This is a genomic window from Streptomyces sp. NBC_01197 (genome assembly GCF_036010505.1).
GTDB lineage: Bacteria > Actinomycetota > Actinomycetes > Streptomycetales > Streptomycetaceae > Streptomyces.
This window is the reverse complement of the sequence record NZ_CP108569.1, coordinates 4,167,433-4,194,071: the sequence shown is the minus strand read 5'-3', so window position 1 is coordinate 4,194,071 and position 26,639 is coordinate 4,167,433. Positions and strand designations below refer to the sequence as shown.

The window sequence follows — 26,639 nt, the reverse complement described above, 5'->3', positions numbered from 1 at the left end:
GCCGACGCCGTCGTCCACGCCCTCGACCAGCCCGCCGCCGTCACCGTCAACGACCTGATCATTTCCCCCGCCCGACAGAACTGGTAACCGTCAGGCACACCACGCCACACGGAAGGAACCCAGCCCATGACCGTTCTCGACTCCCCCATCCCCCGCTTCCACCTCGCCGTCCCGGTCGACGACCTGCCCGCCGCCCGCCACTTCTACGGCCAGACGCTCGGACTGGAGGAAGGCCGCAGCGCCGACACCTGGGTGGACTGGAACCTGCACGGCCACCAGCTCGTCACCCACCTCGCCCCGGCCCGCACCGAACAGATCCACAACCCCGTCGACGGCCACGGCGTGCCCGTGCCGCACTTCGGGCTCGTCCTGACCGTCGACGCCTTCCACGGGCTCGCCGACCGGCTGCGCGCCGCGGACACCGAATTCGTCATCGAGCCCTACGTGCGCTTCGCAGGCGAGACCGGCGAGCAGTGGACGATGTTCCTGCTCGACCCGGCGGGCAACGCCCTGGAGTTCAAGGCGTTCGCCGACGACTCCCAGGTGTTCGCCGTCTGACGAGGCGCCGTGGCCCGGCCGAGGACACCTTCTGGGCGCGGTAGGTAGCGACCTCCCACCGACCGGCCCCGGTTGTCCGCTTCCCCCGTGGCGGACAGCCGGGGTCTTCGCACATCCGCCCCGCTCCGCCCTCCTCCGCCTACTCCGCCCCACCCAGCGCCGTCAGCGCCTCGTCGGTGAGCCGGTAGACCGTCCACTCGTCCTGCGGCCGGGCACCCAGGGACTCGTAGAACTTGATCGACGGCTCGTTCCAGTTCAGCACCGACCACTCAAGGCGTTCGTACCCGCGCTCCACGCAGGTCCGCGCCAGTTCGGTCAGCAGGGCCTTGCCGTACCCGCCGCCGCGCAGTTCCGGGCGTACGTAGAGATCCTCCAGGTAGATCCCGTGCACCCCGCGCCACGTGGAGAAGTTGAGGAACCACAGGGCGAACCCGGCGGGCTCCCCCTGCGGTGTCTCCGCGATGAACGCGAACGCCGCCGGGCGCTCGCCGAACAGCGCCTCGTGCAACTGCGCCTCCGTGGCGCGGGCCTCGTGCAGGGCCTTCTCGTACTCCGCGAGCTCACGGACCATCGCGTGGATGACGGGGACATCAGCTGCTGTGGCGTTGCGAATCATGCGCGCAGCCTAATGGCGTCCCCGGGGGCCGCAGGAAGCGCTGTCAGGTCCGGGCATGCCTGGTGATGTCGGCCCTGAAGTCCTCCAGCATCCCCGGCGTCACAGTCGGCTTGGCCAGGGCCAGTGCGGCGAGGTAGTCCTCGGTGGTGGCGCCCACCGATCCGTCCTCCCCGCCGGAACGGTCCCGCTCGAAGGCCGCCTGGGCCGCCTTCCGCGCGGCATGCTCCATGTCGGCCGGGGTGAACAGCTCGCTGGCCTCGACCAGCCGCCGCACATCCACATCGGTCCTGGTCACGGTGAACCTGGACCAGATGGCCTCGCGCGCCACCGCGTCGGGCGTCCCGATCGGCAGCAAGTAGTCGAAGCGTCCGGGGCGCAGGAACGCCGGGTCCAGCGAGCGGATCGAGTTGGTCGCGCAGACCAGCAGCCGCTCCTCCCCCTCCCGGAAACCGGGTATCAGCTTCAGCAGCTCATTGGTCACTCCGTGCATCCCCGGCCGTTCCGCGCTGCCGCGCTCGGCGGCGATCTCCTCGACCTCGTCGATGAAGACCAGGACCCGTTCCAGCTCGGCGATACCGGCGAACGCGGCCCGCAGTGCGGCGGCGAGGTTGCCCTCGTCGGCCAGCCGTGAAGGCAGGAGCTCGACGAACGGCCAGCCCAGCCGGGAGGCGATCGCACGGGCGAACGTGGTCTTGCCGGTCCCCGGCGGGCCGAACAGGGTGATCGCCCTGGGCGGCAGCACCCCGTGCCTGGCCGCCCGCTCGGGCTCCGCCAGCGGACGCACCACCCGGGCCTCGATCAGGTGCTTCTCCTGCTCCATCCCGGCCACCGCGGCCCACAGGTCGTTGTCCAGCAGCCGGCCGCCGAGTTCCTCCAGCCGGCCCCGGGCGGTTCCGCGCGCCGGGGACTTCTCGAAGTAGGCCACGGCGGGACGGCGGTCGTAGCCGGCGTTGTGCAGGCCCTCGCCGAGAAGCTCCTCCTCCGGCAGCACATAGGCGATGGTCCGCACCCCGGCCCCGACCAGCCGCCGTTCCAGCTCCTTCAGCAGCGCGCTGGCCAGGCCCTGGCCGCGCAGCCCGGGGACGATGGCGATCCGCATCACCCAGGCCCTCGTCCCGGACACCGTCGCCAGCGCGGTCCCGATCGGCACGCCGCCGCTGATCGCGACCACGGCCGGCTGGCGGGAGGTGAGCGCCCCGATGCACTCGGCCAGGGAGAACACCGACTCCTGGCCGAGTTCGGCGGTGCTGTCGATCAGATGGACGACGGCGGCGAGGTCGTCCTCGCGGTAGTCGTGGATGAGCCAGTTCATCGTTGTCACCTCTGGTCGGAAGGACCCTGAGGCTACGAGCGGCGGGGCGCCGGGGCTTTCGACACCGCGGACAAAGCCGGGCGGCGCACCGTACGCTTCGTCGCTGGACGGCCGCCCCGGAGGACTGGTGCCCGGAGCCGCGGCTGCCCGGAGTCAGGTGTGTCAGGTGCATCCGTTACGGGCCGGGCGTGCGGGCCCCCGTCGGCCGACCGCCCCCGGCGCCAGCAGAGTCCGGGCGATCTCCGTCATCTCGGTGCTCAGCCGCCCGCCGCCCTCCGCCACGGTCCAGAGGCTGTTCTGCAGGACGCGCCCCAGCGTCCACGCCCGTGCCCGTTCCCGGTCCCCCGCCATCCCCAGCACATCGGTCATCAGGTCGAACCGGCGCAGCAGCCTGCCCTCCCCGAAGCGGTTCCACAGCGCGGGCATCAGCTCGAACCCCGGATCGCCCGCGAGCGGCTTCGGATCGATGGCCAGCCAGGGCTCACGGCCCGCCGCCAGGACGTTCTCGAAGTGCAGGTCCCAGTGGAGCAGCCGGTCCCCCGGTTCGCCCGCCACCTCCCGTACGGCCGCCGCGCAGCTCTTCAGCAGCCGCCGGTCCGCCTCGTCCGCCAGCGACCCGACCGCATCCGGTACGCGGTCGAGCATCCGGGCCGTGATGTCCCCGAGCCACCGCGTCCCGCCCGGCGCGGGCACCGACGTCAGCCGGGCCAGCAGCTCCGCGACGACCTCGGTCGCCGCCAGGACGTCCGGTACCGAAGCCAGCGGCCTGGCCTCGTCCAGCCGCTCCAGGAGCATCGTCCCGGTCGCCGGGTCGTGGTCGAGCAGCCGGACCGCGCCCCGGCCGTCCCAGACCCGCAGCGCGACCGGCTCCCCCACGGTCTCCCCGTCCACCTCCTGCAGCTTCAGCGCGGCCCGCGTCCCGTCGGCCGTACGCACCACTGGCAGGACGACCGCGGCCCGGCCGCGCATCGGCGGTCCCTCCTGTCGCAGCCCCCATCGGTCCAGGAACTCCCCGGCGCGGTCCGCCGCAGGACGCGCCCCACCGTCCGCCGCCCCACCATCAGCCACTCTGCCGCCACCCACCGGCTCGCTCCCGTCCGCCCGCTCACCCACGTCGCGTTCCCTCCCCTTCCGTACGCCCGCCACCCCCGCCCGCGCCGTCACGGCGCGGTGACCCCGGCTCTCCAGGCAGCCAACGCGCAGAATCGGGCGCATGAACCGCGTCCGCCACGCCGTCGCCTCCTACATCCGCAGCGCTCCGGGCACCTACGTCTGGCTGGCCATCCTCTTCTTCACCACCATCGCGCTGCACCAGATGTCGCCAAGTTTCGAGCGGCACTACCTCGGCAGGCGCTCCACCAACATCCACGAACTGTCCACCCACCCCGTCCGGGTGCTGTTCCAGAGCGCGATGTACATCGACGGCAGCGGCTGGACCTCGTACGCCGTGCTCTACACCATCTTCCACGCGCAGGCCGAGCGCTGGCTCGGCACGCTCCGCTGGCTGTCCGTCGCCGTACTCGCGCACGTCCTCGCCTCCTTCATCAGCGAGGGCGCCCTGCTCTGGGCGATCCACCACCACCGGGCCCCCGAGTCGGCCGTCAACACCCTCGATGTGGGCGTGAGTTACGCCCTGGCCGGGGTGATCGCCGTACTGACCTACCGGATCGCCCGGCCCTGGCGTTACGTGTATCTGGCCGGTGTACTCGCGGTGTTCGGCCTGCCGCTGTTCACCGACCGCACCTTCACCGACCTGGGCCACTTCGCCTCGGTCCTCATCGGCCTCGCCTGCTACCCGCTGACCCGGGGCCTCGGCGGACCGCCGTGGAACCCGCTGAGTCTGCTGGCCCCCCTGCGGCGCTACGCTCCCGGCAACCGCCGGAGGAACACCGAACGGCCCTGATCAAGCGGTCCGATCCGGCGGACCGGTCCAGAAGGCAGAGGTCCCCATGAGCTCCACCGGCAGTGGCACAGTCAACGGCACCGTCAACGGCGGCATATCGTTCTGGTACGCGGACCGGGGCACCCCCCTCGCCCGCGAGCCCCTGCCGGGCGACGCGAGCACCGACGTGGTGATCGTCGGCGGCGGGTACACCGGGCTGTGGACGGCGTACTACCTCAAGAAGGCCGTCCCGTTCCTCAACATCACCGTGCTGGAGGCCAGGTTCTGCGGCTACGGCGCGTCCGGCCGCAACGGCGGCTGGCTCTACAACGGCATCGCGGGCCGCGACCGGTACGCGAAGCTGCACGGGCACGATGCGGCCGTCCGCCTCCAGCAGGCCATGAACGACACCGTCGCGGAAGTCGTCAAGACGGCGGCCGACGAGTCGATCGACGCCGACATCCAGCAGGGCGGCGTCCTCGAAGTCGCCCACACACCGGCCCAGTTGCAGCGGCTCAAGGACTTCCACTCGGTGGAGATCGCCTTCGGTGAGACGGACCGCACCCTGCACGGCGCCCGCGAGACCGCCGAGCGGATCCGGGTCACCGGGGCCGTCGGTTCGACCTGGACCCCGCACGGCGCGCGGCTGCACCCGGCGAAACTGGTCCAGGGCCTGGCCGAGACGGTGGAGGCCCTCGGCGTCACCATCCACGAGTCGACACCGGTCACCGAGATCAGGCCCAAGCACGCGGTCACCCCGTACGGAACGGTCCGCGCGCCCTACATCCTGCGGTGCACCGAGGGGTACACGGCCGGCCTCAAGGGCGCCCGGCGCAGCTGGCTCCCGATGAACTCCTCGATGATCGCCACCGAACCGCTGCCGCAGGCCGTCTGGGACACCATCGGCTGGGAGGGCGGCGAGACGCTCGGCGACATGGCGCACGCGTACATGTACGCGCAGCGCACCGCCGACGGCCGGATCGCGCTCGGCGGGCGCGGCGTCCCGTACCGCTACGGCTCGCGCGCCGCCCGCGCCGACCGCGCCGGGCGCACCGAGCCCGCCACCATCGACGCGCTGCGCGAGATCCTGGTGCGCTTCTTCCCGGCCACGGCGGGCGTACGGATCGACCACGCCTGGTCCGGGGTGCTCGGCGTCCCGCGCGACTGGTGCGCCACCGTCACCCTGGACCGGTCGACGGGCCTCGGCTGGGCGGGCGGTTACGTCGGCTCGGGCGTGGCCACCGCCAATCTGGCCGCCCGTACACTGCGTGACCTGATCCAGCAGGACTCGGGCCAGTCGGGCCCGACCGACCTCACCACGCTCCCCTGGGTGAACCACAAGGTGCGCAACTGGGAGCCGGAGCCGCTGCGTTGGCTGGGCGTGCACGGGATGTACCGGGCGTACCGGGCGGCGGACGCCCGCGAACTCACCGGCCGCAGCACGGCCACCGACCGGATCGCGACGATCGCGGACCGGATCGCGGGGCGCTGAGGTCCGCGGCTTCCCGGGTTCCGGGAAGCGCTGCCCCAAGTCCCCTCGCACCGACGGTAATCCGGAGTTCACAGCAGGCCCGTCCGTGGTAGATACGTAGACACACAGTGACGGTCTCCGGACGCCTCGGCGCCGGGTGGCCGGCGACCGGGGGGTGGCGGCATGTCTGGGGATCAGCAGGACGGGGCAGCGAGAAGCGGCGGGCCGGAGCCTTCGGGCGGGTTCGGGCCGCCGGAGGTTCTGGGGGCGTCCGGCGGCTTCGGGGGGTCGGGCGGGTCAGGCGGCTTCGGGGGGTCCGGCGGCTTCGGCGGCCGGGAAGAGCACAGCGGACAGGGCGGATTCGGCGGGTTCAGCGGATTCGGCCCGCCGCCCCCGTCCTCCCCTCCCCCGATGCCCACCGTCCCGCCCGCGCCTCCGACCCCGCCCGCACCGGCGGACCCATTGCGGGCGGCGGCCGTGGCGCTGCTCAACCTCAGTGGCCTGGGGCTCGGCTATCTGCTGCTCAGGCGCTGGCTCGCGCTGGCGGTGTGCTGGGTGGCCACGGGCGTGCTGCTCTCGGTCGCCCTGCCCGCAGACCCGGACGGCGTGCCCGTCGGCGCGGTCGTCGCGTACCTCGCCTTCCTGGTCCTGGTCGCGGCCCACGGCGCGTACCGGGGCCTGCGGCACGGCGTCATCCGGCCACCGCGGTCACCGGTCGCGATCGTGCTCGGCCTGGTGCTGCTGGCCGCGCCCGTCGGCGGTGTCGTGCTGTACGACGGGGCGCGCGACGAGGCCACGCAGCAGATGCTCCTCGGCCGGCTCGCCGACGCGGACCAGCTGGTCACGCAGGCGAAGGGCCAGGACTTCACCACCGCGCGGGCGTCCTACAGCAAGGCCCTGACCACCTACCACGACCTCGACGCCCGCCACTCGGACTCCCGGGCCGCCCGCCGCGTCCCGGCCTCCCTCCACACGTACTACGAGACGGTCGCCACACCGTTCGGCGAGAAGAAGTACTGCGAGGCCGTCGAACCGCTCACGTATCTGCGGACGGTTCCCGGGACCTACGGCAGGAAGCAGCTGGGCGCGCTGGCCGGGTGGCCCGACGACAAGCTCGCGACCTCGCTGTACGAATGCGGGGTGACGGGCCTCGGCACCGGGAAGGACGTCGTGTCACCGAGCGGGAACCTGGGCGAGCTGCTCACGACGTTCCCCTCCTCGAAGCAGGCCGCGAAGGTGGAACCGGCCGTCAGCTCGGAGATCAACAGGGCCGCGGGCGACCTGAAGGGCTCCCAGCCCTGCGAGGCCAACGAGCGCCTGAAGATCCTCCAGGGCCAGGCCGTCGGCCTGCCGGGCAAGGAGGCGGGCGTCGACAGCGCCCTGACCGACGCGCTGCGCAAGGACGCGGCGACCGCCGGGCAGAAGGTCCGGTCGGGTACGTACGCCTGCGGTGTCGACCAGTACAAGAAGGGTGACTTCACCGGAGCGCAGAAGACGCTTTCCGACTTCGCGAGCGCCTACCGGAGCGACAAGAACCACGCCCGCGCCCAGAAGACCGCCATAGCCGCGGAGATCGCCCAGAGCGACGCGGCGGCGGGCAAGCACCTGCCGTCGATGTCGTCCGGCGGCAGCATCCCGGTCACGATCAGCAACGACAGCCCGGACGAGGTCGAGATCCTCTACACCGGCCCGGTCACCGGAAGCTTCAAACTCAAGCCGTGCAAGGGGTGTTCGACGTACTCCAGCGACGTGACGGCGCAGCTCAGCGCCTGTAAGGGCGGCAAGAGCTACCCGAAGCGGACGATCTCGCTGCCGCCCGGCACGACGTACTTCCTGCACAAGTCGCTGAACAGCTCGAACACCACCTCGGGCAGCAACACGGCCAAGATCAGGCCCGGTTACACATACACGGAGTGCGCGTACGTGGTGCAGAGAATCGGTTCGGGCTACACGTCCTGACCCGCATCCGCACCCGTCACCGCGGGTGGCACCGGCTCAGAACCCGGTGCCGTCCGCGAGCACGTCCCGGGCGTCCGGGGCCCCTGGCCGGCCCAGCGTGGGGCTCTCGGCGGCGACGGTCAGCGCCCTGAGCCCCACGACGAGCCCGGCCCGTACGTCCACCGGGAGCCGGCCCACCAGCGCGGCGACTTCCCGGTGCCGGTGCTCAAGGACCGTGCCGACCAGCGCCGTGCCCTCGTCGGTGGTCCGCAGGACGACCTCCCGCCGGTTCTCCGGATTGACCTTGCGGTCGACCAGACCGCTCGCCTCCAGCCGGTCCACCATCCGCATCGCGGTCGACGCGTTGACGTCCAGCGTGGCCGCCAGCGCCGCCAGCTTCACGGGCCCGCTGGAGTCCAGCACCACCAGCGTCCGCAGCTGCGGAAGGGTCAGCGCGCTGCCGACCTCGGCGAGCGCACGCGCCGAGAGTCCGACCAGCAGCCGTGCGGCGGACATCACCGCGGCGGTGACCTCATCGGTCTCGTCATGGGGGCTGTCCGCGGAAATGCCTGGGGGAACCTCTGTGAGACCGGCCACGTCCCCGGCGCGGCTGCCGGCAGCCGTCTGCTCGCCCGTCATACGGTCCGTCCACCGTTTCCGACCGCCGGGCTTCCCACCCGGGCGGTCCTGTCCGCCGGGGTGTCCACCCGGCTGCTCATCAGGCCGTTCATCAGGCTGTCCATCGCGCCGTTCACCAGCTCGTTCAACAGTTTGTTCACGAGGCCGCATTAATCATTGCAGTCTGCAATGGTAGTCTGGGGACCGCTCATCCGTTCCCACCAGTATCCGGGCATCCGCACCCGGCGTCTCCCACGCCGCGGACCGCCCCTCCCCGTACTGCCGCCCTCCGCACAGGGCATCGGCAGCTCCCAGGGCAACGACGCCCTACACCGCCATCGCGTAAGCCACTCGTACGCAGGGGCGCCGGCACCGCTTCACCCGCGGTACGCCGACGGCCCTTCTTCCGTGCGCCCGTGACGGCACTGCCCCTGCCTGCACCACCAACGGAGGAAACCCATGACCCCGCCCGTCCCCGCCGCGGAACCGAAACCGGCCCGCACCCCCGGCCGGCTCGTACCCCCGCAGAAGGTCAAGAGCCTGGGGGACTTCCATGTCCCGCCCCGGGTCGCGCTGATCGCCGTACTCGCCGTCCCGGTCGGCGTGGCCGCCGCCCTGGTCGCGGTGGGGCTGCTCAAGCTGATCAACCTGTTCACCAACCTCTGCTTCCACGGGCAGTTCGCCTTCGGCACCACCACACCGGGCTCCACCTCCCACTGGTGGCTGATCCTCTTCATGCCCATCGTGGGCGGGCTGGTCATCGGCTTCATGGCCCGGTACGGATCGGAGAAGATCCGCGGCCACGGGATGCCGGAGGCCATCGAGTCGATCCTGGTCGGCGGCAGCAAGGTGCAGCCCCGGCTGGCCGTGCTCAAGCCCGTCTCATCGGCCATCGGCATCGGCACCGGCGGGCCGTTCGGCGCCGAGGGGCCGATCATCATGACCGGCGGCGCGGTCGGTTCGATCCTCGCCCAGTTCCTGCATGTCACCACCGACGAGCGCAAGACGCTGCTGGTCGCCGGTTCCGCCGCCGGTATGGCGGCCACCTTCAACTCGCCGCTGGCCGCGATCCTGCTCGCCGTCGAGCTGCTGCTCTTCGAGTGGCGCCCGCGCTCCTACATCCCCGTCGCGGTCGCCGCGGTCACCGCGACCCTGGTCCGCGAACCGATCCTGGGCAGCGCCCCGCTCTTCGGCGGTTCCCATGTCCCGGCCACGCTGCCCATCTCCGCGTACGGCCTGTGCCTGGTCGCCGGGCTCGGCGCCGGGCTGCTCGCACTCGGCGCGACCGCTCTCGTGTACTTCTCCGAGGACATGTTCGCCAAGCTGCCGCTCCACTGGATGTGGTGGCCCGCCATCGGCGGCCTGATCATCGGAGCCGGCGGGCTGATCGAGCCCCGCGCGCTGGGTGTCGGGTACGACGTCATCGACCAGCTCCTCACCGGCCGGGCCACCGTGGGCCTGATCATCGGCATCCTGGTGGTCAAGACCCTGATCTGGGGGCTGTCGCTCGGCTCGGGCACCTCAGGCGGCGTCCTCGCCCCGATGTTCATGATCGGCGGTGCGCTGGGCGCGGCCGAGGGGCTGATCTTCCCGACCGTGAGCCCCGGCTTCTGGGCCCTGGTCTCGCTGGCCGGAGTCCTCGGCGGAGTCATGCGCTCCCCGCTGACCGGCATCGTCTTCTGCCTCGAACTGACCCATGAGATGAACGCGATGCTCCCCATGGTGATCACCGCGTCCTCCGCCTATCTGCTCTCGGTGATCGTCCTCAAGCGGTCAGTCCTCACCGAGAAGCTCGCCCGCCGGGGGCTGCATCTCACCCGGGAGTACTCGGTGGACCCGCTGGAGGTCCATCTCGTACGGCAGCTCGAATCCCCCATCACCGCCACGTTCCGCACCGAGGAGACCGTGGCCGACATCAAGCGGGAGCTGGCCGCTCCGCACGGCAGCCATGACGTCGACGGGTTCCTCGCCCAGCGGCTCTACCCCGTGATGGACCCGGCGGGACACCTGGCCGGCGTCGTCACCCGCTCCGACTTCCTGTTCAGCTCCCACGACGACCGGACCCCGCTCGGCGAACTCGCCCGGCCCGCCGTGACCGCGTACCCGGACGAGACCCTGCGCACCATCGCCAACCGCATGGCCTCGCACCAGGTCACCCGGGTCGTGATCGTCGACCGGGACGACCCGGACCGGCTCGAAGGGCTGCTGAGCCTGCGCCAGTTGCTCGAAGCCCGCCGGATAGACCTGCACGAGGAGCACCACGCCGAGCGCTTCCTCAGCCTCGTACCGCGCCGCTTCCAGCAGGCTGTGGAACCGGAGCTGCAGCCGGAACTCCAGCAGGGCGGATAAGCGGGGCGGACAAGCGGGGCGGGCAGCCCGGAGAACGCGAAACAGCAGTGCGGGGCGACCGATGCACATATCGGCCGCCCCGCACTGCTGTCCGCCGGCTGTTCGCGTACGGCCCCTTGTCAACGCCCCCGGACCCGCAGCAGACTGCTGCCCGACAGACAGACATTGGATGTCTAGACCATACGTTCCACTCTGCGTCCATGGACCGAAGGAGCACTCATGGGAACGCCTGTCGGGCGACGATCCGTACTGGCCCTGGGAGTAGGCGTCGCCTCCTTGCCACTCCTGTCCGCCGCACCAGCGATCGCCTCCCCGGGAAAGGACAGCCCCAGCGGCGCTCCCTTCGGAAAAGATCGGACTACCTCCGCGTCGCAGATCGCGATCGACGCGTCCGACACCCCGGCCACGATCGTGCGCAAGGCGTCCCAAGTCGTCCCCCGGCCCTCCCAAGTCGCCTGGCAGCAGCGGGAGGTGACCGCCTTCACCCACTTCGGCATGAACACCTTCACCAACCGCGAATGGGGCTCCGGCGCCGAGGACGAGGCGACGTTCGACCCGTCCGCGATGGACGCCGACCAGTGGATGCGCGCGTACAAGGCGGCGGGCGCCCGCCAGGTGATGTTCACGGCCAAGCACCACGACGGCTTCGTCCTCTTCCCGACCCGCTACTCCAACCACTCGGTGATCGCGAGCCCCTGGTGGATCCGCACCGACGGCTGCTCCGACGCAGAGCGGAACGCCACCGCCAAGGCCCGTGCACAGGCCGAGGCCCACCGCTCCGACGACCCGGCCGCCTACTGGCGGGCCCGTGACGCCGGCTGCCGCAACCCCCAGGGCGACGTCCTCGGCACCTACCTCAAGGCCGCCCGCCGGGCCGGCCTCAAGGTGGGCGTCTACCTCTCCCCCGCCGACGGCTCCGAGCAGCCGCACGCCTGGCACGCCCAGTACGTCGAGAAGATCCGCGCGAAACAGGCGTCGGGGCAGTGGCTCAGCATCGAGGAGCAGGCCACGGTCGACGACGGCGACCGCGCCCCCGGCGGCCAGGGCCGCTACGGCAGCGGAAGCCCGGTCGTCAGCCGTACGATCCCGACCCTGGTCCCCGACGACGACCGGGCCGACGCGCTCGCCGCACGCCGGATCCCGTCCTTCACCGTGCAGGCCGACGACTACAACGCGTACTACCTGAACCAGCTCTACGAACTGTTCACGCAGTACGGCCCCATCGATGAGCTGTGGCTCGACGGCGCCAACCCCTGGACCGACGCCGGGATCACCGAGAAGTACGACTTCACCGCCTGGTTCCGGCTGATCCACGCCCTCTCCCCCGACACCGTCACCTTCGCGGGCCCGCAGGGCACCCGCTGGATCGGCAACGAGAACGGGGCGGGCCGCACCACCGAGTGGAGCGTCACCCCCGCCACCGCCGACCCCGCCACCGCGCACGGCGAAGGGCTGCTCCCGGACGGCCCCAGCGCCGCCGACATCGGCTCGCGAGACAGGATCACCGCACCGGGGATCGAGTACCTCCAGTGGTTCCCCGCCGAGGCGGACGTCTCGCTGCGCCCCGGCTGGTTCTTCCACGCCGATGAGAAGCCCAAGACACCCCAGCAACTGGTCACGATCTACGAGGAGTCGGTGGGCCGCAACGCCGTACTCCTGCTGAACGTCCCGCCGGGCCGGGACGGCCGCATCGCCGCGCCGGACGTCGGTTCCCTCACCGCGTTCGGGGACTCCGTGACCGCTACGTACGGCCGCAACCTGCTCGCTGCGGGGCGCGGCCGCCGCGACCCCGTACTGCGCACCCTGACCGACGGCCGTCTCACCACCGCCTGGTCACCGTCCCAGGGGGCCACCACGGGCGATGTCACCGTGCGGCTGTCCGGGGTACGTGCCTTCGACCGCATCCGGCTCGGCGAGGACATCACCAGGGGCCAGCAGGTGGAGGGGTTCGCGGTCGACATCTGGACCGGCACCGCCTGGCGGCAGACCGCGGTCGGCACCACCATCGGCTACGCGCGCATCCTGACGCTGCCCGGGCCGGTGAGCACGGACCGCATCCGGATCAGAATCCTCCAGGCCCGCGCCACCCCGCGCCTCGCGTCGGCGTCGCTCCACCTGAACGTGCCACCGAAGTAGCGGGGCGGGCCACCGCCCACGCGGACACCGGCCGCACCGAACCACCGCGGGGCCGGCACCTGACAGCCGGCCCCGCGGTGCGCCCCTTCGCCGATGCCGATGCCGATCGCGAAGCGACCTGCGGGCCTGCCGGTACGGCGCCCCTCCACCGCGGCTCGACCTTCCCTGCAGCTATGGCCACCACGCTACGAACGGCGAAAGAGACTGGCGACATCTGCTGTGGAGGTTGGCTACGTGAAGGCACTCGTGCTGTCGGGCGGGGCTGGGACCCGTCTTCGACCGATCACCCACACTTCGGCGAAACAGTTGGTGCCTGTGGCCAACAAGCCCGTGCTCTTCTACGGTCTCGAAGCGATCGCCGATGCCGGCATCACCGAGGTCGGTGTCGTCGTCGGGGACACCGCCGACGAGATCCGCACGGCCGTGGGGGACGGTTCCGCATTCGGCCTGGAGGTCACCTACATCCGTCAGGACGCCCCGCTGGGGCTGGCCCACGCGGTGCGCATCGCCCGTGACTTCCTGGGCGACGACGACTTCGTGCTGTATCTCGGCGACAACTTCATCGTCGGCGGCGTCACGGAGCTGGTGGACAGATTCCGCACCGAACGGCCCCACGCGCACATCCTGCTGACCCCGGTGCTCGACCCGTCGGCCTTCGGAGTGGCCGAACTGGACGCCGAGGGCCGGGTGTCCGCACTGGTGGAGAAGCCAGAGCACCCCAAGAGCGATCTCGCCCTGGTGGGCGTGTACCTGTTCACACCGGCCATCCACGAAGCCGTCCGGGCCATCGAGCCGTCGTGGCGCGGCGAGCTGGAGATCACTCACGCGATCCAGTGGCTGATCGACGAGGGCCGGGACGTGCGGTCGACCACGATCTCGGGCTACTGGAAGGACACCGGCAACGTCACGGACATGCTGGAGGTCAACCGCTCGGTGCTGGAGACCATCGTCCCCGACGTGCTGGGCACGGTCGACGCCGCCAGCGAGATCATCGGCCGGGTCCGGATCGAGAAGGGCGCCCGGATCACCAGCAGCCGTATCGTCGGTCCCGCGATCATCGGATCCGACGCCGTGATCACCGACTCGTACGTCGGGCCCTTCACGTCCGTGTCCGAGGGCTGCCACATCGCGGACAGCGAGATCGAGTACACGATCATTCTGCAGAACTCCGCGCTGACCGGTGTGCGCCGCGTCGAGGCCTCGCTCATCGGCCGCAATGTGCAGGTGACCCCGGCCCCCCGCAACCCGTCCGCCCACCGGTTCGTGCTCGGTGACCACAGCAAGGTGCAGATCTCGTCATGACGAAGCGTGTACTGGTCACCGGCGGTGCCGGTTTCATCGGTTCCCACTACGTCCGGACACTGCTGGGCCCGGAGGGGCCCGGCGATGTCTCCGTGACGGTACTCGACAAGCTCACCTACGCGGGCAACCCGGCCAATCTCGACGTGGTGCGCCGGCATCCCGGCTTCACGTTCGTACAGGGCGACATCTGCGACGAGCGCATCGTCGCGCGGCTGATGGCCGAGCACGACCAGGTGGTGCACTTCGCGGCGGAATCACACGTGGACCGGTCGATCGACGGGGGCGCCGAGTTCGTACGGACCAATGTCCTGGGCACGCACACCCTGGTGAACGCCGCTCACCGGGCCGGCATCGGGACGTTCGTGCACATCTCCACGGACGAGGTGTACGGGTCGATCGACGAGGGCTCCTGGCCGGAGACCGACCCGCTGCGGCCCAACTCCCCCTACGCGTCTGCGAAGGCGTCCAGCGACCTCATCGCGCTGTCCTACCACCGGACGCACGGCCTGGACGTGCGGGTGACCCGCTGCTCCAACAACTACGGGCATCACCACTTCCCCGAGAAGGCCATCCCGCTCTTCGTCACACAGCTGCTGGACGGCAAGAAGGTCCCGCTGTACGGCGACGGCAGCAACGTCCGCGACTGGCTGCACATCGACGACCACGTCCAGGGCATCGAGCTCGTACGGACCCGGGGGCGCGCCGGCGAGATCTACAACATCGGCGGCGGCACCGAGCTGTCCAACAAGGAGCTCGTGGAGTTGCTCCTCGACGCGTGCGGTGCCGACTGGGACGCCGGCGTCGTCCATGTCGAGGACCGAAAGGGCCATGACCGCCGCTACTCGGTCGACTGCGCCAAGATCACCAGGGAGTTGGGTTACGCGCCGCGGGTGGATTTCCACAAGGGCCTGCTGACAACGGTTCAGTGGTACCGCGACAACCGCGCCTGGTGGGAGCCGCTGAAGGAGCGGGCGGCGCTCTGACCCCCTCCGCCTCCCCCGTCCGTCCTCTCCCGTCGAGCCCGGCCGGAGAGGACGACACACCCATGAGAAAGGTCCTTCGATGGAGGCTCTCGTACTGTCGGGCGGCGCCGGGTGAACATCGTCGTGCTGGGCGCCCGCGGCTTCCTGGGCAGGCACATCTGCCGGACTCTGACGGACGCGGGCGACCGGATCGTCACCGTCCCTGCCGGCTTCGACCTGGTGACAGCCGAACCGGAACGGATCGCGGCGCTCGTCGCCGACGCCGGGGCCGACGCCGTCGTCAATGCCGCGGGCCGGGCCTGGAAGGCCGACGAGCGTCAGATGCACACCGGCAACGTCGAACTCCCCGCCCGCGTGATACGCGCGCTGGCCCTGCTGGAACGGCGCCCCTGCCTCGTCCAGCTGGGCAGCAGCCATGAGTACGGCCCCGGGACGAGCGGCGCGGGCACCCACGAGAACACCGAACCCGCGCCGGTCACCCCTTACGGCCGTACAAAACTCCTCGGCGCGCGGGCTGTGCTCGACGCGGCTGTCGCGGGCGGGCAGCCCGGGGTGGTGTTGCGGATCGCGAACGTCTGCGGCCCCGGCACGCACCCCGGCAGTCTGCTGGGCTCCGTGGCCGACCGGCTGATGCGGTTCACCGCCGACCGGGGCCGCACCGGCGCCCCCGCGGAGCTGCGGCTGCCGCCGCTGCGCGCCTGGCGGGACTTCGTGGACGTACGCGACGTCGCCGACGCCGTCCTGCGCACAGTCCGGGCCGACGACGAGGATGTGGTCGGCCAGGTGATCAATATCGGCAGTGGCAGGGCCGTCCACACCCGCGACCTGGTCAACCGGCTGATCGCGGTCAGCGGGCTGGCCGTCCGGGTCGTCGAGGAGAGCCCGGCCGGCGCGCCGTCCCGTGTCGACACCGAATGGCAGCAACTGGATATCTCGCGCGCCGCCGAGGTGCTCGGCTGGGAGCCGCGCCACTCACTCGAACAATCGCTGCGGGATCTGCTCGCGGCCGCATGACCACCCATCAGTACGGCAGAAAGGAACCGGGCATGAGCGACCACAGGGAACTGGTGCTGGACGAGGTCCGCAAGTACCACCAGGAACAGCACGAAGGCGGCGGGGGCTTCGTGCCCGGCGTCACCGAGATCTGGCCCTCCGGTGCGGTGCTGGGCGAGGAGGACCGGGTGGCGCTCGTCGAGGCCGCGCTGGAGATGCGGATAGCCGCCGGCCGCAGCTCACGCAAGTTCGAGTCGGCTTTCGCGCGCAGGCTCAAGCGCCGTAAGGCCCATCTGACCAACTCGGGGTCGTCGGCCAACCTGCTCGCGGTCTCCGCGCTGACCTCCCACCTCCTGGAGGACCGCCGGCTCCGGCCGGGCGACGAGGTCATCACCGTGGCCGCGGGTTTCCCGACCACGGTGAATCCGATCCTGCAGAACGGGCTGGTCCCGGTCTTCGTCGACGTCGAGCTCGGCACGTACAACACCACCGCCGAGCGGGTGGCGCTGGCGATCGGCCCCAAGACCCGGGCGATCATCATCGCGCACGCCCTCGGCAACCCCTTCGAGGTGGCCGAGATCGCCGAACTCGCCGCGCAGCACGAGCTGTTCCTCATCGAGGACAACTGCGACGCGGTCGGCTCCCTCTACGACGGAAAGCTCACCGGGACCTTCGGCGACTTCTCGACGGTCAGCTTCTACCCGGCCCACCATCTGACGATGGGCGAGGGCGGCTGCGTCCTCACCTCGAACCTGGCGCTGGCCCGGATCGTGGAGTCGCTGCGCGACTGGGGCCGGGACTGCTGGTGCGAGCCGGGCGAGAACGACAAGTGCCTCAAGCGATTCCAGTACCAGATGGGAACGCTGCCGATGGGCTACGACCACAAGTACATCTTCTCGCACGTCGGGTACAACCTGAAGGCCACCGATCTCCAGGCCGCTCTGGGCCTGACCCAGCTCGCCAAACTGGACGGTTTCATCGCCGCCCGCAAGCACAACTGGAAGCGGCTGCGCGACGGACTGCAGGACGTACCCCACCTGCTGCTGCCGGAGGCGACGCCCGGCAGCGACCCGAGCTGGTTCGGCTTCGTACTGACCGTCACCCCCGGTGCTCCCTTCACCCGGGCGGCACTGGTCGACTTCCTGGAGAGCCGCAAGATCGGCACCCGGCGGCTGTTCGCCGGCAACCTCACCCGCCACCCGGCCTACATCAACAAGCCGTACCGGGTCGTCGGGGACCTCGCCAACAGCGACGTCATCACCGAGCAGAGCTTCTGGATCGGCGTCTATCCCGCCCTCACCGACGAGATGCTCGACTACGTCATCGCCTCGGTGAAGGAGTTCGTGAAGGCGCAGGGCTGATCACCCCGGCAGGGCCCGCGGGCCCTGCCGACCCCGCGCGAAGCGGCCCGGCCGACCAGCCGGGCCGCTTCGCGCGCTCCGGGGCCGGGGCGGCCCACGACGCCCGGGGGGGCCGAGGCGGTTCACGGTCCGGGGGACCGCGTCGTGAACCGCCTCGGGGGACAGAGCCGAACGACGCGCCGAGGACGTTGTGCGTCCTCAACGCGTCGTTCGGTACTCCTCCTTCAGCCGGCCTGAGGATGCCAGGCGACCGGGAGGCGGCGCGGGCCGCGGATCAACGCGGTGTCCTCGCGCCAGGGCACCTCGGCTTCGGGTACAGCCAGGTGCAGTTCGGGGAACTCGCGCAGCAGCGTCGCGAGTGCGATCCGGACCTCGGTCCGGGCGAGTTGGGCTCCGAGGCAGAAGTGCGGTCCGAAGCCGAAGGCCAGGTGCGGGTTGTGGGTCCGGTCGAGATCGAGGACATCCGGATCGGTGAACACCTCACCGTCGAAGTTGGCCGAGACCATCGCGGGAAAAACCGCTTCCCCCTTGCATACGGTCACGTCCCCCAGCGCCACGTCCTCAGTGGCGACCCTCGGCAGGGACTCGCTGCCACCCAGCGGCACGAACCGCAGCAACTCCTCGACCGCGGTGTCGAACCGGTCCGGTCGCGCCGCCAGTTCCGCCCACAGTCCGCCGACGAGCAGGGTGTGGACGAAGTTGGCGATCGCGTTGGCCGTGGTCTCGTGTCCCGCGGCCAGGATGGTCATACCGAGGGTGACCAGCTCCTCCTCGGACAGCCGTCCCTCGTCCTCGTCGCGCGCCGCGATGAGCTCGGACAGCAGGTCGTCCTGCGGCTCGGCGCGATGGCGCGCGACGTGTTCGGCGAGGTAGGACATCAGCCCGGTGGCGGCGTCCTGGATGTCCTCGGCCGCGACGCCCGCGCCGCTGAACATCAGCTCGGAGAACCGCTGGAAGAAGTGGCGGTCCTCGGCCGGCACGCCCAGCATCTCGCAGATCACGGTGATCGGGAGCGGCATCGTGAACGACTCGACCAGATCCACCGGGGAGCCGGCCGCCCGCATACCCGCGACGAGTTCGTCGACGAGCCCCTCGATGCGGGGCCGCCACAGCTCGACGTTCCGGCGCGAGAACGCTCCTGAGACCAGCTTGCGTATCCGGGCGTGCTCCGGCGGGTCCAACGACAGGATGTCACCACCGGGATTCAGCCACTCCTTCGTACGAGGAATGTCCGCGTGCACGGTGGCGGCCCGGGAGAACCGGGAGTCGCCGAGCACAGTCTTGACGTCGGCCTGCCGGGTCACCAGCCAGCCTTCACCGCCGTACGGCAGGTCCACCCTCTGCACCGGGCACTTCGCCCGCAGATCGGCGAACTCCGTCGGCACGTCCAGCCGGTGGCTGTCGGGGAAGGGGAACTTCATCACCTGGTCCGGATCGGTCACAGGAGCTCCTCGGTCTCTGGAGGGGGGCGGTCAGGCCGGTACGGGGTCGGAGGCCGGCTTCCGTCGTGGCGAGCCGAACCGGCGCATGAGCGGTCGTTCCACCGCGAGGAACATCCCGACGCCGATGAGCTGGACGACCACGAAGAGCACCACCACGATGAGGAGCCCGGTCCCCACGTCGAACTGCTTGAACTGCTTCCCCTCGCCGACCAGGTGCCGGGTCAGTGCGAGCAGTGGGAAATGCACCAGGTAGGCGGCGTAAGAGGAGTTTCCGAGCAACACCATGACCTTGTTGTCCAGCCAGCTCGGCCGGCCCTCCAGGTCACGCACGGCGATGGCGGGGACGAACAGACACAGACCGATGGTGAGCAGGCCGCTGACGCGGAACGTCTCGGGCAGCTGGAACACCAGCCAGCACAGACCGACCGTGATGACGACAGGCCACCAGATGCTCATCCGGGGCCACTTGCCGGTCTGCACGATGCGTGCGAGGAAGACCCCGAGCAGGAACTCGGGCATCCGGGAGAGCGGGAAGAAGTCGGTGTAGTACACCTGGTTCCAGGACATGTTCTGGCCGGGCGCGAGCGGCCCGCCGAGGAAGAAGTGGGTGAATGTGGGGATCGCGACGATCACCACCGCGCACACGGCGAACCAGTGCCACAGCCGCCTGTCGGCGATGCGCAGGATCGGGCGGATCAACAGCGGCAGCGCCAGGTAGAAGAGGATCTCTACGGAGACCGACCAGTTCACACCGTAGACGCTGAAGACGTACGGCATCCGGGGGACCCAGTCCTGCAGCAGGAACAGGTTGGCCGCCGTCGGGCCGGCCTGGGTCTGCTGCCAGGAGCCGATCATCGATATCGGCCCCACGGCGAACAACAACAGCAGGGTGGCCGCCCAGACGATCATGTGCCCGGGGTAGATCTTCACCACGCGGCGCCGCCAGAACCGGCCCACCGTACTGCGCCAGGGCTCACCCCAGGTGAGCACGAAACCGCTGAGCACGAAGAACGTCGCCAGGGCGCCGGTTCCGTAGGGCAGCTGAGTGCCTGCCTTGTTGATCGACTGGTTGGTGAAGAAGTAGCCGGCGCCGAGAGCATGGGTGATGAACACGGCGATGAACAGGATCGCGCGGTAGCCGGTCAGAGAGGGCAGCTGGCGGATCGGTGGAGACGCACTGGTCATGTTCCAGCTCCTGGAATGGGTTGAGGGAGTCGGTGCCCGACGCCGGATCGGCCCGAAAGCTATGGGCGGCCGCTAGGGGCTGACTCGAAATCTGGCTCAACTCCGGTCCACCGGCGGCCGGACGCCCTGGCACGGACACGTTGCCCGCGCCACGGGGTGGTGTTACGGTTTCTCCGAGCCCCGTATGGGCCTACGCATGGAGGTATCGGCTACTCAGCCATTACAGAGATCGGCACAGTCCATCTCTCGCAGCTCGTCAATCCCTTTCCTGGGATTGCTGCGCCCTTCTTCACTGCGTAGGCATGCGGGGTATTTCTGTGTCCATTTCCGGTGGCGTGGCCCTCCTTCTGCGGTCAATCGACTCGGAAAGGTAGTGCATGAGCAAGGATCAGGCCGAGACCTGGGAAGCGCAGGCCGAGACCTGGGCGGGCTTCGACGTGAATGACTTTCAGCGTCAGGTCATCGCCGAGTTCCGGGCGAACAACGGCAGGATGAGCGGCATGTTCGAGGGCTGGACATTGACCGTGCTGACGACCGTCGGAGCCAAGAGCGGCCTGCGCCGGGAGAGCATCCTGGGGTATCTCGAATTCGATGGAAAAGGGGTCGTCGTCGCCTCGTCGAACGGCGCCGACAAGCACCCCGCGTGGTACCACAACATCCGCAAGAACCCGATCGTGACGGTGGAGACGGGTACCGACACCTACCAGGCGATCGCCGCCATTCCGCCGGGCGCGGAGCGGGACAAGCTCTTCGACCGTGTGATCTCCGAGGCGCCGGGGTACGCCGACCACCAGGCCAAGACGACCCGTGAGATCCCGGTCGTCGTACTGAACCGCATCGGCCCCAAGCCCGGCGAGGAACGGGTCAAGGGCATGGGCGACTGGATCGTCGAGGTGCACGACTGGCTACGGGGAGAGCTGAAGACGCTCCGCGCACAGGCGGACCAGCTGATCGACGGCAGCGCGGACGCGATCGAGCGGACTCCGCCGGACCTCGCCCAGCAGATGCGCACCCACTGCCTCAGCTTCTGCGGGGCCCTGAAGAGGCATCACGGCGGCGAGGACGCAGCCATGTTCCCGATGCTGGCCAAGCAGTTCCCGGCGCTCGCTCCGGCGCTGGCGCAGCTCGGCGAGGAGCACGAGGTCGTGGCCCGGCTGCAGGACGACATCCAGCAGCTCGTCGACAGCTTCGTACCCGGTGAGACCGACCCCGTGCGGCTGCGCGCCGACCTGGAGCTGCTGGCGAACCGGCTCGAAACCCACTTCAGGTACGAGGAGGAGACGATCGTGACCGCTCTCAACGCGACAGCTCCGGCTCCGGACTTCGGCTGACCGTCCCCACCAGCACCCCCGCGGCCGTCTCGCTCCTCGGCCCGGGGGTGCTGCTGTGTCCGGGGCCGGCCAGGCGGCCTGCCCGGACCCGGAAATCCCGTTTTCTGCACCCTCGATAGCAGGCGTTGAGTTGTCCTCAAGCGGGGGTCGCCAATATGAGCAAAGGAAGACGCTCGGCATCCTCCTCAGGGGCCGCACAAAGGCTCGCAGCTTGAGTTCTTCCCAGAATCAAGGAAGGAATCAATATATGTCCTGTCGCGTCGTGATTACGGGAATCGGGGTGCGAGCGCCAGGGGCATCCGGAACAAAAGAGTTCTGGGACCTGTTGAGCTCTGGCCGCACCGCGACCCGTCGGATCAGCTTTTTCGATCCCTCGCCCTATCGGTCCCAAGTGGCCGGCGAATGTGACTTCGATGCCGAACTCGAAGGCCTGACCGCGCGGGAGATCCGGCGCATGGACAGGGTCGCGCAGTTCGCCGCGGTATGCACCGACGACGCCGTCGCGGACAGCGGCCTCACGCTGAGCGCACTCGACCCGCACCGGGTCGGAGTGAGCCTCGGCAGTGCGGTCGCGGCCTCCACCAGCCTTGACCGCGAGTACCAGGTCCTGTCCGACGCGGGCAAGCAGTGGAACGTCGACTCCGGGTATCTGTCGCCGCACATGTTCGACTACCTCACCCCCGGTGTGGTGCCGGCCGAGGTGGCGTGGCGGGTCGGAGCCGAGGGGCCCGTCGTGATGGTCTCCAACGGCTGCACTTCCGGGCTCGACGCGGTCGGCAACGCTGCCCAGACGATTCGCGAGGGCGCGGCGGACGTCATGATCGCTGGGGCCGCGGACACCCCGGTCACCCCGATCGTCGTGGCCTGCTTCGACGCGATCAAGGCCACGACCACCTACAACGACGACCCCGAGCACGCCTCCCGGCCCTTCGACGCGACCCGCAACGGCTTTGTACTGGCCGAGGGCTGCGCCATGTTCGTGCTGGAGAGCTACGAGCGGGCCAGCGCCCGCGGAGCGCACATCTACGCCGAGGTCGGCGGCTACGCGACGCGGAGCAACGCTTACCACATGACCGGTCTGAAGAAGGACGGCCGCGAGATGTCCGAGGCCATCGGTGCCGCGCTGGGCCAGGCGAGGACCAACCCTGACGGTCTCGACTACATCAACGCCCACGGTTCGGGCACCAAGCAGAACGACTGGCACGAGACCGCCGCGCTGAAGCGCAGTCTCGGCCGGCACGCGTACGGGACACCGGTCAGTTCGATCAAGTCGATGGTCGGACACTCGCTGGGCGCGATCGGGTCCATCGAGATCGCGGCGAGTCTGCTCGCGATGGAGAACAACGCCGTACCCCCCACCGCGAACCTGCACCAGGCCGACCCGGAGTGCGACCTCGACTATGTGCCGGTGACCGCCCGCGAGCAGCGGGTGGACACCGTACTGAGCGTGGGCAGCGGGTTCGGCGGATTCCAGAGCGCGATCGTGCTGAAGCAGCCGGGAGGAGCGGAATGACCACGGCCGTAGTGACCGGCCTCGGCCTGGTGGCACCCAATGGGCTGGGCATCGAGGAATTCTGGAAGTCCACCCTGGACGGCCGCAGCGGGATCTCAAAGATCACCCGTTTCGACACATCCGAGTACGGTGCCGGACTGGCCGGGCAGATAACGGACTTCGACGCCGCCTGGCAGACTCCCGCCAGGCTGCTGCCGCAGACCGACATCTCCACCCGTTTCGCACTCGCTGCCGCCGAGTGGGCGCTGTGCGACGCCGCCGTGGACCCGTCCACGCTGGTCGACTACGACATGGGCGTGGTGACGGCCAACGCCTTCGGCGGTTTCGAGTTCACCCACAAAGAGCTCAGCAAGCTGTGGTCCAAGGGCGGGCAGCATGTGAGCGTCTACGAGTCGTTCGCCTGGTTCTACGCCGTCAACACCGGGCAGATCTCCATCCGGCACGGGATGCGCGGGCCCAGCAAGGCTCTCGTGGCCGAGCAGGCGGGCGGTCTGGACGCGATCGGGCACGCCCGGCGCACTGTGCGGGAGGGCACCGGCCTGGTCGTCACCGGAGGTGTCGATTCGGCTCTCGACCCGTGGGGCTGGGCGTCCCAGCTGTCCGGCGGCCGGGTGAGCCCCGTCGGCTACCACCCGTTCGACGTGGACGCGAGTGGTTACGTACCGGGCGAAGGCGGCGCGTTCCTCGTCGTCGAGGACATCGACGCGGCCCGTCGGCGCGGGGTCGGCCGGATCTACGGTGAGATCGCCGGTTACGCGACCACCTTCGATCCGGCGCCCGGGTCGCCGCGCCCGCCGGGGCTGCGCCGGGCGGTCGAACTGGCCCTGGCCGACGCGGGACTCGCGCCCGGCGATGTCGACGTGGTCTTCGCCGACGCGGCCGGCGTACCCGAACTGGACCGGCAGGAGGCCGAGGCGATCGCCGCGGTCTTCGGCCCGTCCAGTGTGCCGGTGACCGCACCCAAGACGCTGACCGGCCGGCTCTACTCGGGGGGCGGGCCGCTGGATGTGGCCGCGGCGCTGCTGTCCGTCCGGGACGGCGTGATCCCCGCGACGGCAGGCGTCCGCGACCTTCCCGCCGACCACCTGATCGACCTGGTGCGCGACGAACCGCGCTACCGGACCGTGTCGAACGCTCTCGTTCTGGCCCGCGGCAAGTGGGGCTTCAACGCGGCGATCGTCGTACGTGCCTTCAACGGCTGAGACCTCCTACCTCTAAGGAAGCACCCATGAGCAACGACATCACCGTTGACGATCTCCGCCGCATCCTGGCCTCGTGCGCCGGGGCCACGGAGGGCGGGAGCCTGGACGGGGACATCCTCGACAAGTCCTTCGACGACCTGGGCTACGACTCGCTGGCCATGATGGAGACCGCCTCCGTGATCAGCCGGGAGTTCGGGATCGTGATCCCGGACGACGAGCTCTTCGACCTGGAGACCCCACGGGCCCTGCTCGAACTGGTCAACGGTCTCGTCCGCACGGCCGGCTGAGCGATGCGGAGGCACACCGAACACACACTGATCTCCTCAGCGCCCGCCGGAGTGCTGTACGACCTGGCCGCCGACGTGAGCCGCTGGCCCGCCATCTTCGCGCCGACCGTGTACGCACACCACTTCGAGCGCGACGAGCGGTCCGAGCGGTTCCAGCTGTGGGCCGAGGTGGGCGGCGAGGTGAAGACCTGGGTGTCCCGGCGGGAACTGGACCCGGACCGTCAGCGCATCCGTTTCGACCAGGAGAAGAGCGCCGCGCCCATCGCGAGCATGGGCGGGGAGTGGATCTTCCGGCCGCTGCCCGGAGGCGGTACCGAGATCGTGCTGCTGCACGACTTCACGGCCGTGGGGGACGACCCCGGGACGGTGGACTGGATCAATGCCGCGCTGGACCGCAACAGTCCGGTGGAGCTGGCCGCCCTCGCCCGGGTGGCCGAGCTCGGCCACCCCGTCGAGGATGTGGTCTTCTCCTTCAGCGACACCGTGACCTCGGACGGTTCGGCCGCCGATGTCTACGACTTCGTGTACCGGTCGGACCTGTGGGCGCAGCGGCTGCCCCATGTGGGCCGGGTGACCCTCACCGAGGACGTGCCGGGCATCCAGTACATGGAGATGGACACCGTCACCCAGGACGGTTCCGCGCACACCACCCGGTCGATCCGGGTGTGCGTACCGGGCGAGCGGATCGTCTACAAGCAGCTCGTCCCGCCGGAGCTGCTGCTCGGCCACAGCGGGCGGTGGGAGTTCACCGACACCCCGGACGGCGTGGTCGTCACCGCTGAGCACACGGTCGCCATCGACCCGGCCGCCGTCCCTGCGGTGGTCGGCGCGAAGGCCACGCTCGCTGATGCCAAGGAGTACATCCGGGCGGCGCTCGGCAGGAACAGCCGCAGCACGCTGTCCCATGCCCGGGCGTTCACACGATGAGCAGGGTGGGTGCGGTGAGTGGTGTTCCGCGGGGCGGGTCGGTGGAGGACGCGTTCGCCGAGGTGGCGGAGGCGTTCGAGGCGAACTTCGCGTCGGGCGCGGAGGTGGGGGCCGGTGTGTGCGTCTACCACCGCGGCCGGCCGGTGGTGAACCTCTGGGGCGGCACCGCGAGCGAGAACGACGACGACCCGTGGCGGCCGGGGACGGTGAGCATGCTCGCTTCGCCCACCAAGGCGCTGGTCGCGGTCTCGGCGCTGCTGCTGGTGGAGCGGGGGCTCCTGGAGCTGGACACCCCGATCGCCGCGTACTGGCCCGAGTTCGCCGCGGGCGGCAAGGAGAACATCACGCTGCGGATGGTGCTCAGCCACCGTTCGGGAGTGGTGTGCCTGGACCACGCCCCGATCACGCATGAGGCCATGCGCGCCCACACCCCGATCGCCGAGGCACTCGCCGCGGCGCGCCCGGAGTGGGAACCCGGCACCGCACACGGCTACCACGCCATCACGTTCGGGTACCTGGTGAGCGAACTGGTGCGGCGGAGGACCGGGCTGACCGTCGGCCGGTTCTTCGCGCGGGAGATCGCCGGGCCGCTCGGACTCGACTGCTACATCGGCCTGCCCGACCCGGACGCCGTCCATGTCGCCACCATGTTCCAGTCCAAGGCCGAGGACGTGATGTCGGGTGGAGACCCCGGCGACGCGGTCCCCATGCTGGTCGAACTCGGCAAGCCGGAATCGGTCACCTACCGCGCGACGATCAGCAGCATGTCGCTGGATCCGGGGTTCGTGGATCTGACGGTGGAGGACCCGTCCTACGGGGGCCTGAGCAGCGCGCGGTCGCTGGCCGGGCTGATGGCCTCGCTCATCGGAGAGGCCGATGGTTTCCGGCTCATCGGACCGGCCCTCACCGCTGAGCTGAGCCGGGTGCACGCGAGCGGCCCGTGCCGCATCACGATGATGACGACCGCCTGGAGCCTGGGCTTCATGCGGGGTGACAGCCCGGTGTTCCCGGTCTCGGCCGGCCTCGGCACCGCCTTCGGCTTCGATGGTGCGAACGGCACCTTCACCTTCGCCGACCCGGCGCACGAGCTCTCGTTCGCGTACGTGCAGAACGCGGGCTCGCCAGGACTGGGCAAGTTGGACGACCGGGCCCGCCGCCTGGTCGAGGCCGTCTACCGCAGCGTCGAGGGAATCCGCTGACGGAGGTGCGCGCGGCTCGGGGCGGCTCCGGACG

The 26,639-nt window shown here is 70.1% G+C and carries 23 protein-coding genes; 16 read left to right on the top strand and 7 right to left on the bottom strand.

Going from position 1 to position 26,639, the window contains the following annotated elements; all coding sequences use genetic code 11:
* Positions 1 to 126: 126 nt before the first annotated feature.
* Positions 127 to 558, top strand: coding sequence for a VOC family protein (locus OG452_RS19190; protein ID WP_327296800.1), 432 nt, complete (start codon positions 127 to 129; stop codon positions 556 to 558).
* Positions 559 to 697: 139 nt separating this feature from the next.
* On the opposite strand, the gene OG452_RS19185 is transcribed toward OG452_RS19190, so the two are convergent.
* The 3 genes from OG452_RS19185 to OG452_RS19175 form a co-directional block, all read right to left on the bottom strand.
* Positions 698 to 1,174, bottom strand: a complete 477-nt coding sequence (locus OG452_RS19185) for a GNAT family N-acetyltransferase (protein WP_327296799.1) — start codon at positions 1,172 to 1,174, stop codon at positions 698 to 700.
* A 43-nt stretch (positions 1,175 to 1,217) separates the two neighbouring features.
* Positions 1,218 to 2,486: an ATP-binding protein gene (locus OG452_RS19180; protein WP_327296798.1), complete on the bottom strand. Its 1,269-nt coding sequence runs from the start codon at positions 2,484 to 2,486 to the stop codon at positions 1,218 to 1,220.
* A gap of 162 nt (positions 2,487 to 2,648) precedes the next feature.
* Positions 2,649 to 3,701, bottom strand: coding sequence for an aminoglycoside phosphotransferase family protein (locus OG452_RS19175; RefSeq protein WP_327296797.1), 1,053 nt, complete (start codon positions 3,699 to 3,701; stop codon positions 2,649 to 2,651).
* Here OG452_RS19175 and OG452_RS19170 point away from each other — a divergent pair.
* The 3 genes from OG452_RS19170 (at position 3,700) to OG452_RS19160 (ending at position 7,798) form a co-directional block, all read left to right on the top strand.
* Entirely contained in the window at positions 3,700 to 4,389 is a 690-nt protein-coding gene (locus OG452_RS19170) for a rhomboid-like protein (RefSeq protein ID WP_327296796.1), read from the top strand. The genes OG452_RS19175 and OG452_RS19170 overlap by 2 nt on opposite strands.
* A 46-nt stretch (positions 4,390 to 4,435) precedes the next feature.
* Complete coding sequence (locus OG452_RS19165) at positions 4,436 to 5,860, top strand: NAD(P)/FAD-dependent oxidoreductase (protein ID WP_327296795.1); 1,425 nt, start codon at positions 4,436 to 4,438, stop codon at positions 5,858 to 5,860.
* A gap of 390 nt (positions 5,861 to 6,250) precedes the next feature.
* On the top strand, positions 6,251 to 7,798 hold the full coding sequence (locus OG452_RS19160; RefSeq protein WP_327296794.1) for a hypothetical protein: 1,548 nt from the start codon (positions 6,251 to 6,253) through the stop codon (positions 7,796 to 7,798).
* Between the two features lie 36 nt (positions 7,799 to 7,834).
* Here OG452_RS19160 and OG452_RS19155 read toward each other — a convergent pair whose 3' ends face one another.
* Positions 7,835 to 8,293, bottom strand: coding sequence for a MarR family winged helix-turn-helix transcriptional regulator (locus tag OG452_RS19155; RefSeq protein WP_405565463.1), 459 nt, complete (start codon positions 8,291 to 8,293; stop codon positions 7,835 to 7,837).
* A 119-nt stretch (positions 8,294 to 8,412) separates the two neighbouring features.
* Entirely contained in the window at positions 8,413 to 8,556 is a 144-nt protein-coding gene (locus OG452_RS19150; protein ID WP_327296792.1) for a hypothetical protein, read from the bottom strand.
* Between the two features lie 298 nt (positions 8,557 to 8,854).
* Here OG452_RS19150 and OG452_RS19145 point away from each other — a divergent pair, with 298 nt between their 5' ends.
* The 6 genes from OG452_RS19145 (at position 8,855) to rfbH (ending at position 17,519) form a co-directional block, all read left to right on the top strand.
* Positions 8,855 to 10,744 (top strand): chloride channel protein, encoded by a 1,890-nt coding sequence (locus OG452_RS19145; RefSeq protein ID WP_327296791.1) that lies wholly within the window; start codon positions 8,855 to 8,857, stop codon positions 10,742 to 10,744.
* 219 nt (positions 10,745 to 10,963) lie between these two features.
* Positions 10,964 to 12,880, top strand: coding sequence for an alpha-L-fucosidase (locus OG452_RS19140; protein WP_327296790.1), 1,917 nt, complete (start codon positions 10,964 to 10,966; stop codon positions 12,878 to 12,880).
* Between the two features lie 234 nt (positions 12,881 to 13,114).
* Positions 13,115 to 14,182: a glucose-1-phosphate thymidylyltransferase gene (locus OG452_RS19135; RefSeq protein ID WP_327296789.1), complete on the top strand. Its 1,068-nt coding sequence runs from the start codon at positions 13,115 to 13,117 to the stop codon at positions 14,180 to 14,182.
* A complete protein-coding gene (rfbB, locus tag OG452_RS19130; protein WP_327296788.1) occupies positions 14,179 to 15,165 on the top strand; it encodes a dTDP-glucose 4,6-dehydratase in 987 nt (328 codons plus the stop codon). The genes OG452_RS19135 and rfbB overlap by 4 nt, the downstream gene beginning before the upstream one ends.
* Before the next feature lie 111 nt (positions 15,166 to 15,276).
* The gene (locus OG452_RS19125; RefSeq protein WP_327296787.1) at positions 15,277 to 16,179 is read left to right on the top strand and encodes an NAD-dependent epimerase/dehydratase family protein; all 903 of its coding nucleotides are present in this window, start codon (positions 15,277 to 15,279) and stop codon (positions 16,177 to 16,179) included.
* 32 nt (positions 16,180 to 16,211) lie between these two features.
* Positions 16,212 to 17,519 (top strand): lipopolysaccharide biosynthesis protein RfbH, encoded by a 1,308-nt coding sequence (rfbH, locus tag OG452_RS19120; protein WP_327296786.1) that lies wholly within the window; start codon positions 16,212 to 16,214, stop codon positions 17,517 to 17,519.
* A 224-nt stretch (positions 17,520 to 17,743) separates the two neighbouring features.
* Here the strand turns inward: rfbH and OG452_RS19115 are convergent, their stop codons facing one another.
* Both OG452_RS19115 and OG452_RS19110 read right to left on the bottom strand, forming a co-directional pair.
* A complete protein-coding gene (locus OG452_RS19115; protein ID WP_327296785.1) occupies positions 17,744 to 18,961 on the bottom strand; it encodes a cytochrome P450 in 1,218 nt (405 codons plus the stop codon).
* A gap of 30 nt (positions 18,962 to 18,991) precedes the next feature.
* Positions 18,992 to 20,146 carry an acyltransferase family protein gene (locus OG452_RS19110; RefSeq protein WP_327296784.1) on the bottom strand — a complete coding sequence of 385 codons (1,155 nt, stop codon included), beginning with the start codon at positions 20,144 to 20,146 and terminating at the stop codon, positions 18,992 to 18,994.
* A gap of 377 nt (positions 20,147 to 20,523) precedes the next feature.
* On the opposite strand from OG452_RS19110, the gene OG452_RS19105 reads away from it, so the two are divergent.
* The 6 genes from OG452_RS19105 to OG452_RS19080 all read left to right on the top strand — a co-directional run bounded on the left by OG452_RS19105 (position 20,524) and on the right by OG452_RS19080 (position 26,605).
* Positions 20,524 to 21,477 carry a nitroreductase/quinone reductase family protein gene (locus OG452_RS19105; RefSeq protein WP_327296783.1) on the top strand — a complete coding sequence of 318 codons (954 nt, stop codon included), beginning with the start codon at positions 20,524 to 20,526 and terminating at the stop codon, positions 21,475 to 21,477.
* A gap of 247 nt (positions 21,478 to 21,724) precedes the next feature.
* On the top strand, positions 21,725 to 22,990 hold the full coding sequence (locus OG452_RS19100) for a beta-ketoacyl-[acyl-carrier-protein] synthase family protein (protein WP_327296782.1): 1,266 nt from the start codon (positions 21,725 to 21,727) through the stop codon (positions 22,988 to 22,990).
* Complete coding sequence (locus OG452_RS19095) at positions 22,987 to 24,192, top strand: ketosynthase chain-length factor (protein ID WP_327296781.1); 1,206 nt, start codon at positions 22,987 to 22,989, stop codon at positions 24,190 to 24,192. The genes OG452_RS19100 and OG452_RS19095 overlap by 4 nt, the downstream gene beginning before the upstream one ends.
* A gap of 26 nt (positions 24,193 to 24,218) precedes the next feature.
* Positions 24,219 to 24,479: an acyl carrier protein gene (locus OG452_RS19090; RefSeq protein ID WP_327296780.1), complete on the top strand. Its 261-nt coding sequence runs from the start codon at positions 24,219 to 24,221 to the stop codon at positions 24,477 to 24,479.
* Between the two features lie 3 nt (positions 24,480 to 24,482).
* Positions 24,483 to 25,406, top strand: a complete 924-nt coding sequence (locus OG452_RS19085) for an aromatase/cyclase (protein ID WP_327296779.1) — start codon at positions 24,483 to 24,485, stop codon at positions 25,404 to 25,406.
* A 14-nt stretch (positions 25,407 to 25,420) separates the two neighbouring features.
* Positions 25,421 to 26,605 carry a serine hydrolase domain-containing protein gene (locus OG452_RS19080; protein WP_327296778.1) on the top strand — a complete coding sequence of 395 codons (1,185 nt, stop codon included), beginning with the start codon at positions 25,421 to 25,423 and terminating at the stop codon, positions 26,603 to 26,605.
* The last annotated feature ends 34 nt before the right edge of the window (positions 26,606 to 26,639 follow it).

Excerpts from the sequence above, each read along its gene's own strand:
- OG452_RS19190 (WP_327296800.1), top strand. The coding sequence starts at position 127 with ATGACCGTTCTCGACTCCCCCATCCCCCGCTTCCACCTCGCCGTCCCG.
- OG452_RS19185 (WP_327296799.1), bottom strand. The coding sequence starts at position 1,174 with ATGATTCGCAACGCCACAGCAGCTGATGTCCCCGTCATCCACGCGATG.
- OG452_RS19180 (WP_327296798.1), bottom strand. The coding sequence starts at position 2,486 with ATGAACTGGCTCATCCACGACTACCGCGAGGACGACCTCGCCGCCGTC.
- OG452_RS19170 (WP_327296796.1), top strand. The coding sequence starts at position 3,700 with ATGAACCGCGTCCGCCACGCCGTCGCCTCCTACATCCGCAGCGCTCCG.
- OG452_RS19175 (WP_327296797.1), bottom strand. The coding sequence starts at position 3,701 with ATGCGCCCGATTCTGCGCGTTGGCTGCCTGGAGAGCCGGGGTCACCGC.
- OG452_RS19165 (WP_327296795.1), top strand. The coding sequence starts at position 4,436 with ATGAGCTCCACCGGCAGTGGCACAGTCAACGGCACCGTCAACGGCGGC.
- OG452_RS19160 (WP_327296794.1), top strand. The coding sequence starts at position 6,251 with ATGCCCACCGTCCCGCCCGCGCCTCCGACCCCGCCCGCACCGGCGGAC.
- OG452_RS19155 (WP_405565463.1), bottom strand. The coding sequence starts at position 8,293 with ATGTCCGCCGCACGGCTGCTGGTCGGACTCTCGGCGCGTGCGCTCGCC.
- OG452_RS19145 (WP_327296791.1), top strand. The coding sequence starts at position 8,855 with ATGACCCCGCCCGTCCCCGCCGCGGAACCGAAACCGGCCCGCACCCCC.
- OG452_RS19140 (WP_327296790.1), top strand. The coding sequence starts at position 10,964 with ATGGGAACGCCTGTCGGGCGACGATCCGTACTGGCCCTGGGAGTAGGC.
- rfbB (WP_327296788.1), top strand. The coding sequence starts at position 14,179 with ATGACGAAGCGTGTACTGGTCACCGGCGGTGCCGGTTTCATCGGTTCC.
- rfbH (WP_327296786.1), top strand. The coding sequence starts at position 16,212 with ATGAGCGACCACAGGGAACTGGTGCTGGACGAGGTCCGCAAGTACCAC.
- OG452_RS19110 (WP_327296784.1), bottom strand. The coding sequence starts at position 20,146 with ATGACCAGTGCGTCTCCACCGATCCGCCAGCTGCCCTCTCTGACCGGC.
- OG452_RS19105 (WP_327296783.1), top strand. The coding sequence starts at position 20,524 with ATGAGCAAGGATCAGGCCGAGACCTGGGAAGCGCAGGCCGAGACCTGG.
- OG452_RS19100 (WP_327296782.1), top strand. The coding sequence starts at position 21,725 with ATGTCCTGTCGCGTCGTGATTACGGGAATCGGGGTGCGAGCGCCAGGG.
- OG452_RS19095 (WP_327296781.1), top strand. The coding sequence starts at position 22,987 with ATGACCACGGCCGTAGTGACCGGCCTCGGCCTGGTGGCACCCAATGGG.
- OG452_RS19090 (WP_327296780.1), top strand. The coding sequence starts at position 24,219 with ATGAGCAACGACATCACCGTTGACGATCTCCGCCGCATCCTGGCCTCG.
- OG452_RS19085 (WP_327296779.1), top strand. The coding sequence starts at position 24,483 with ATGCGGAGGCACACCGAACACACACTGATCTCCTCAGCGCCCGCCGGA.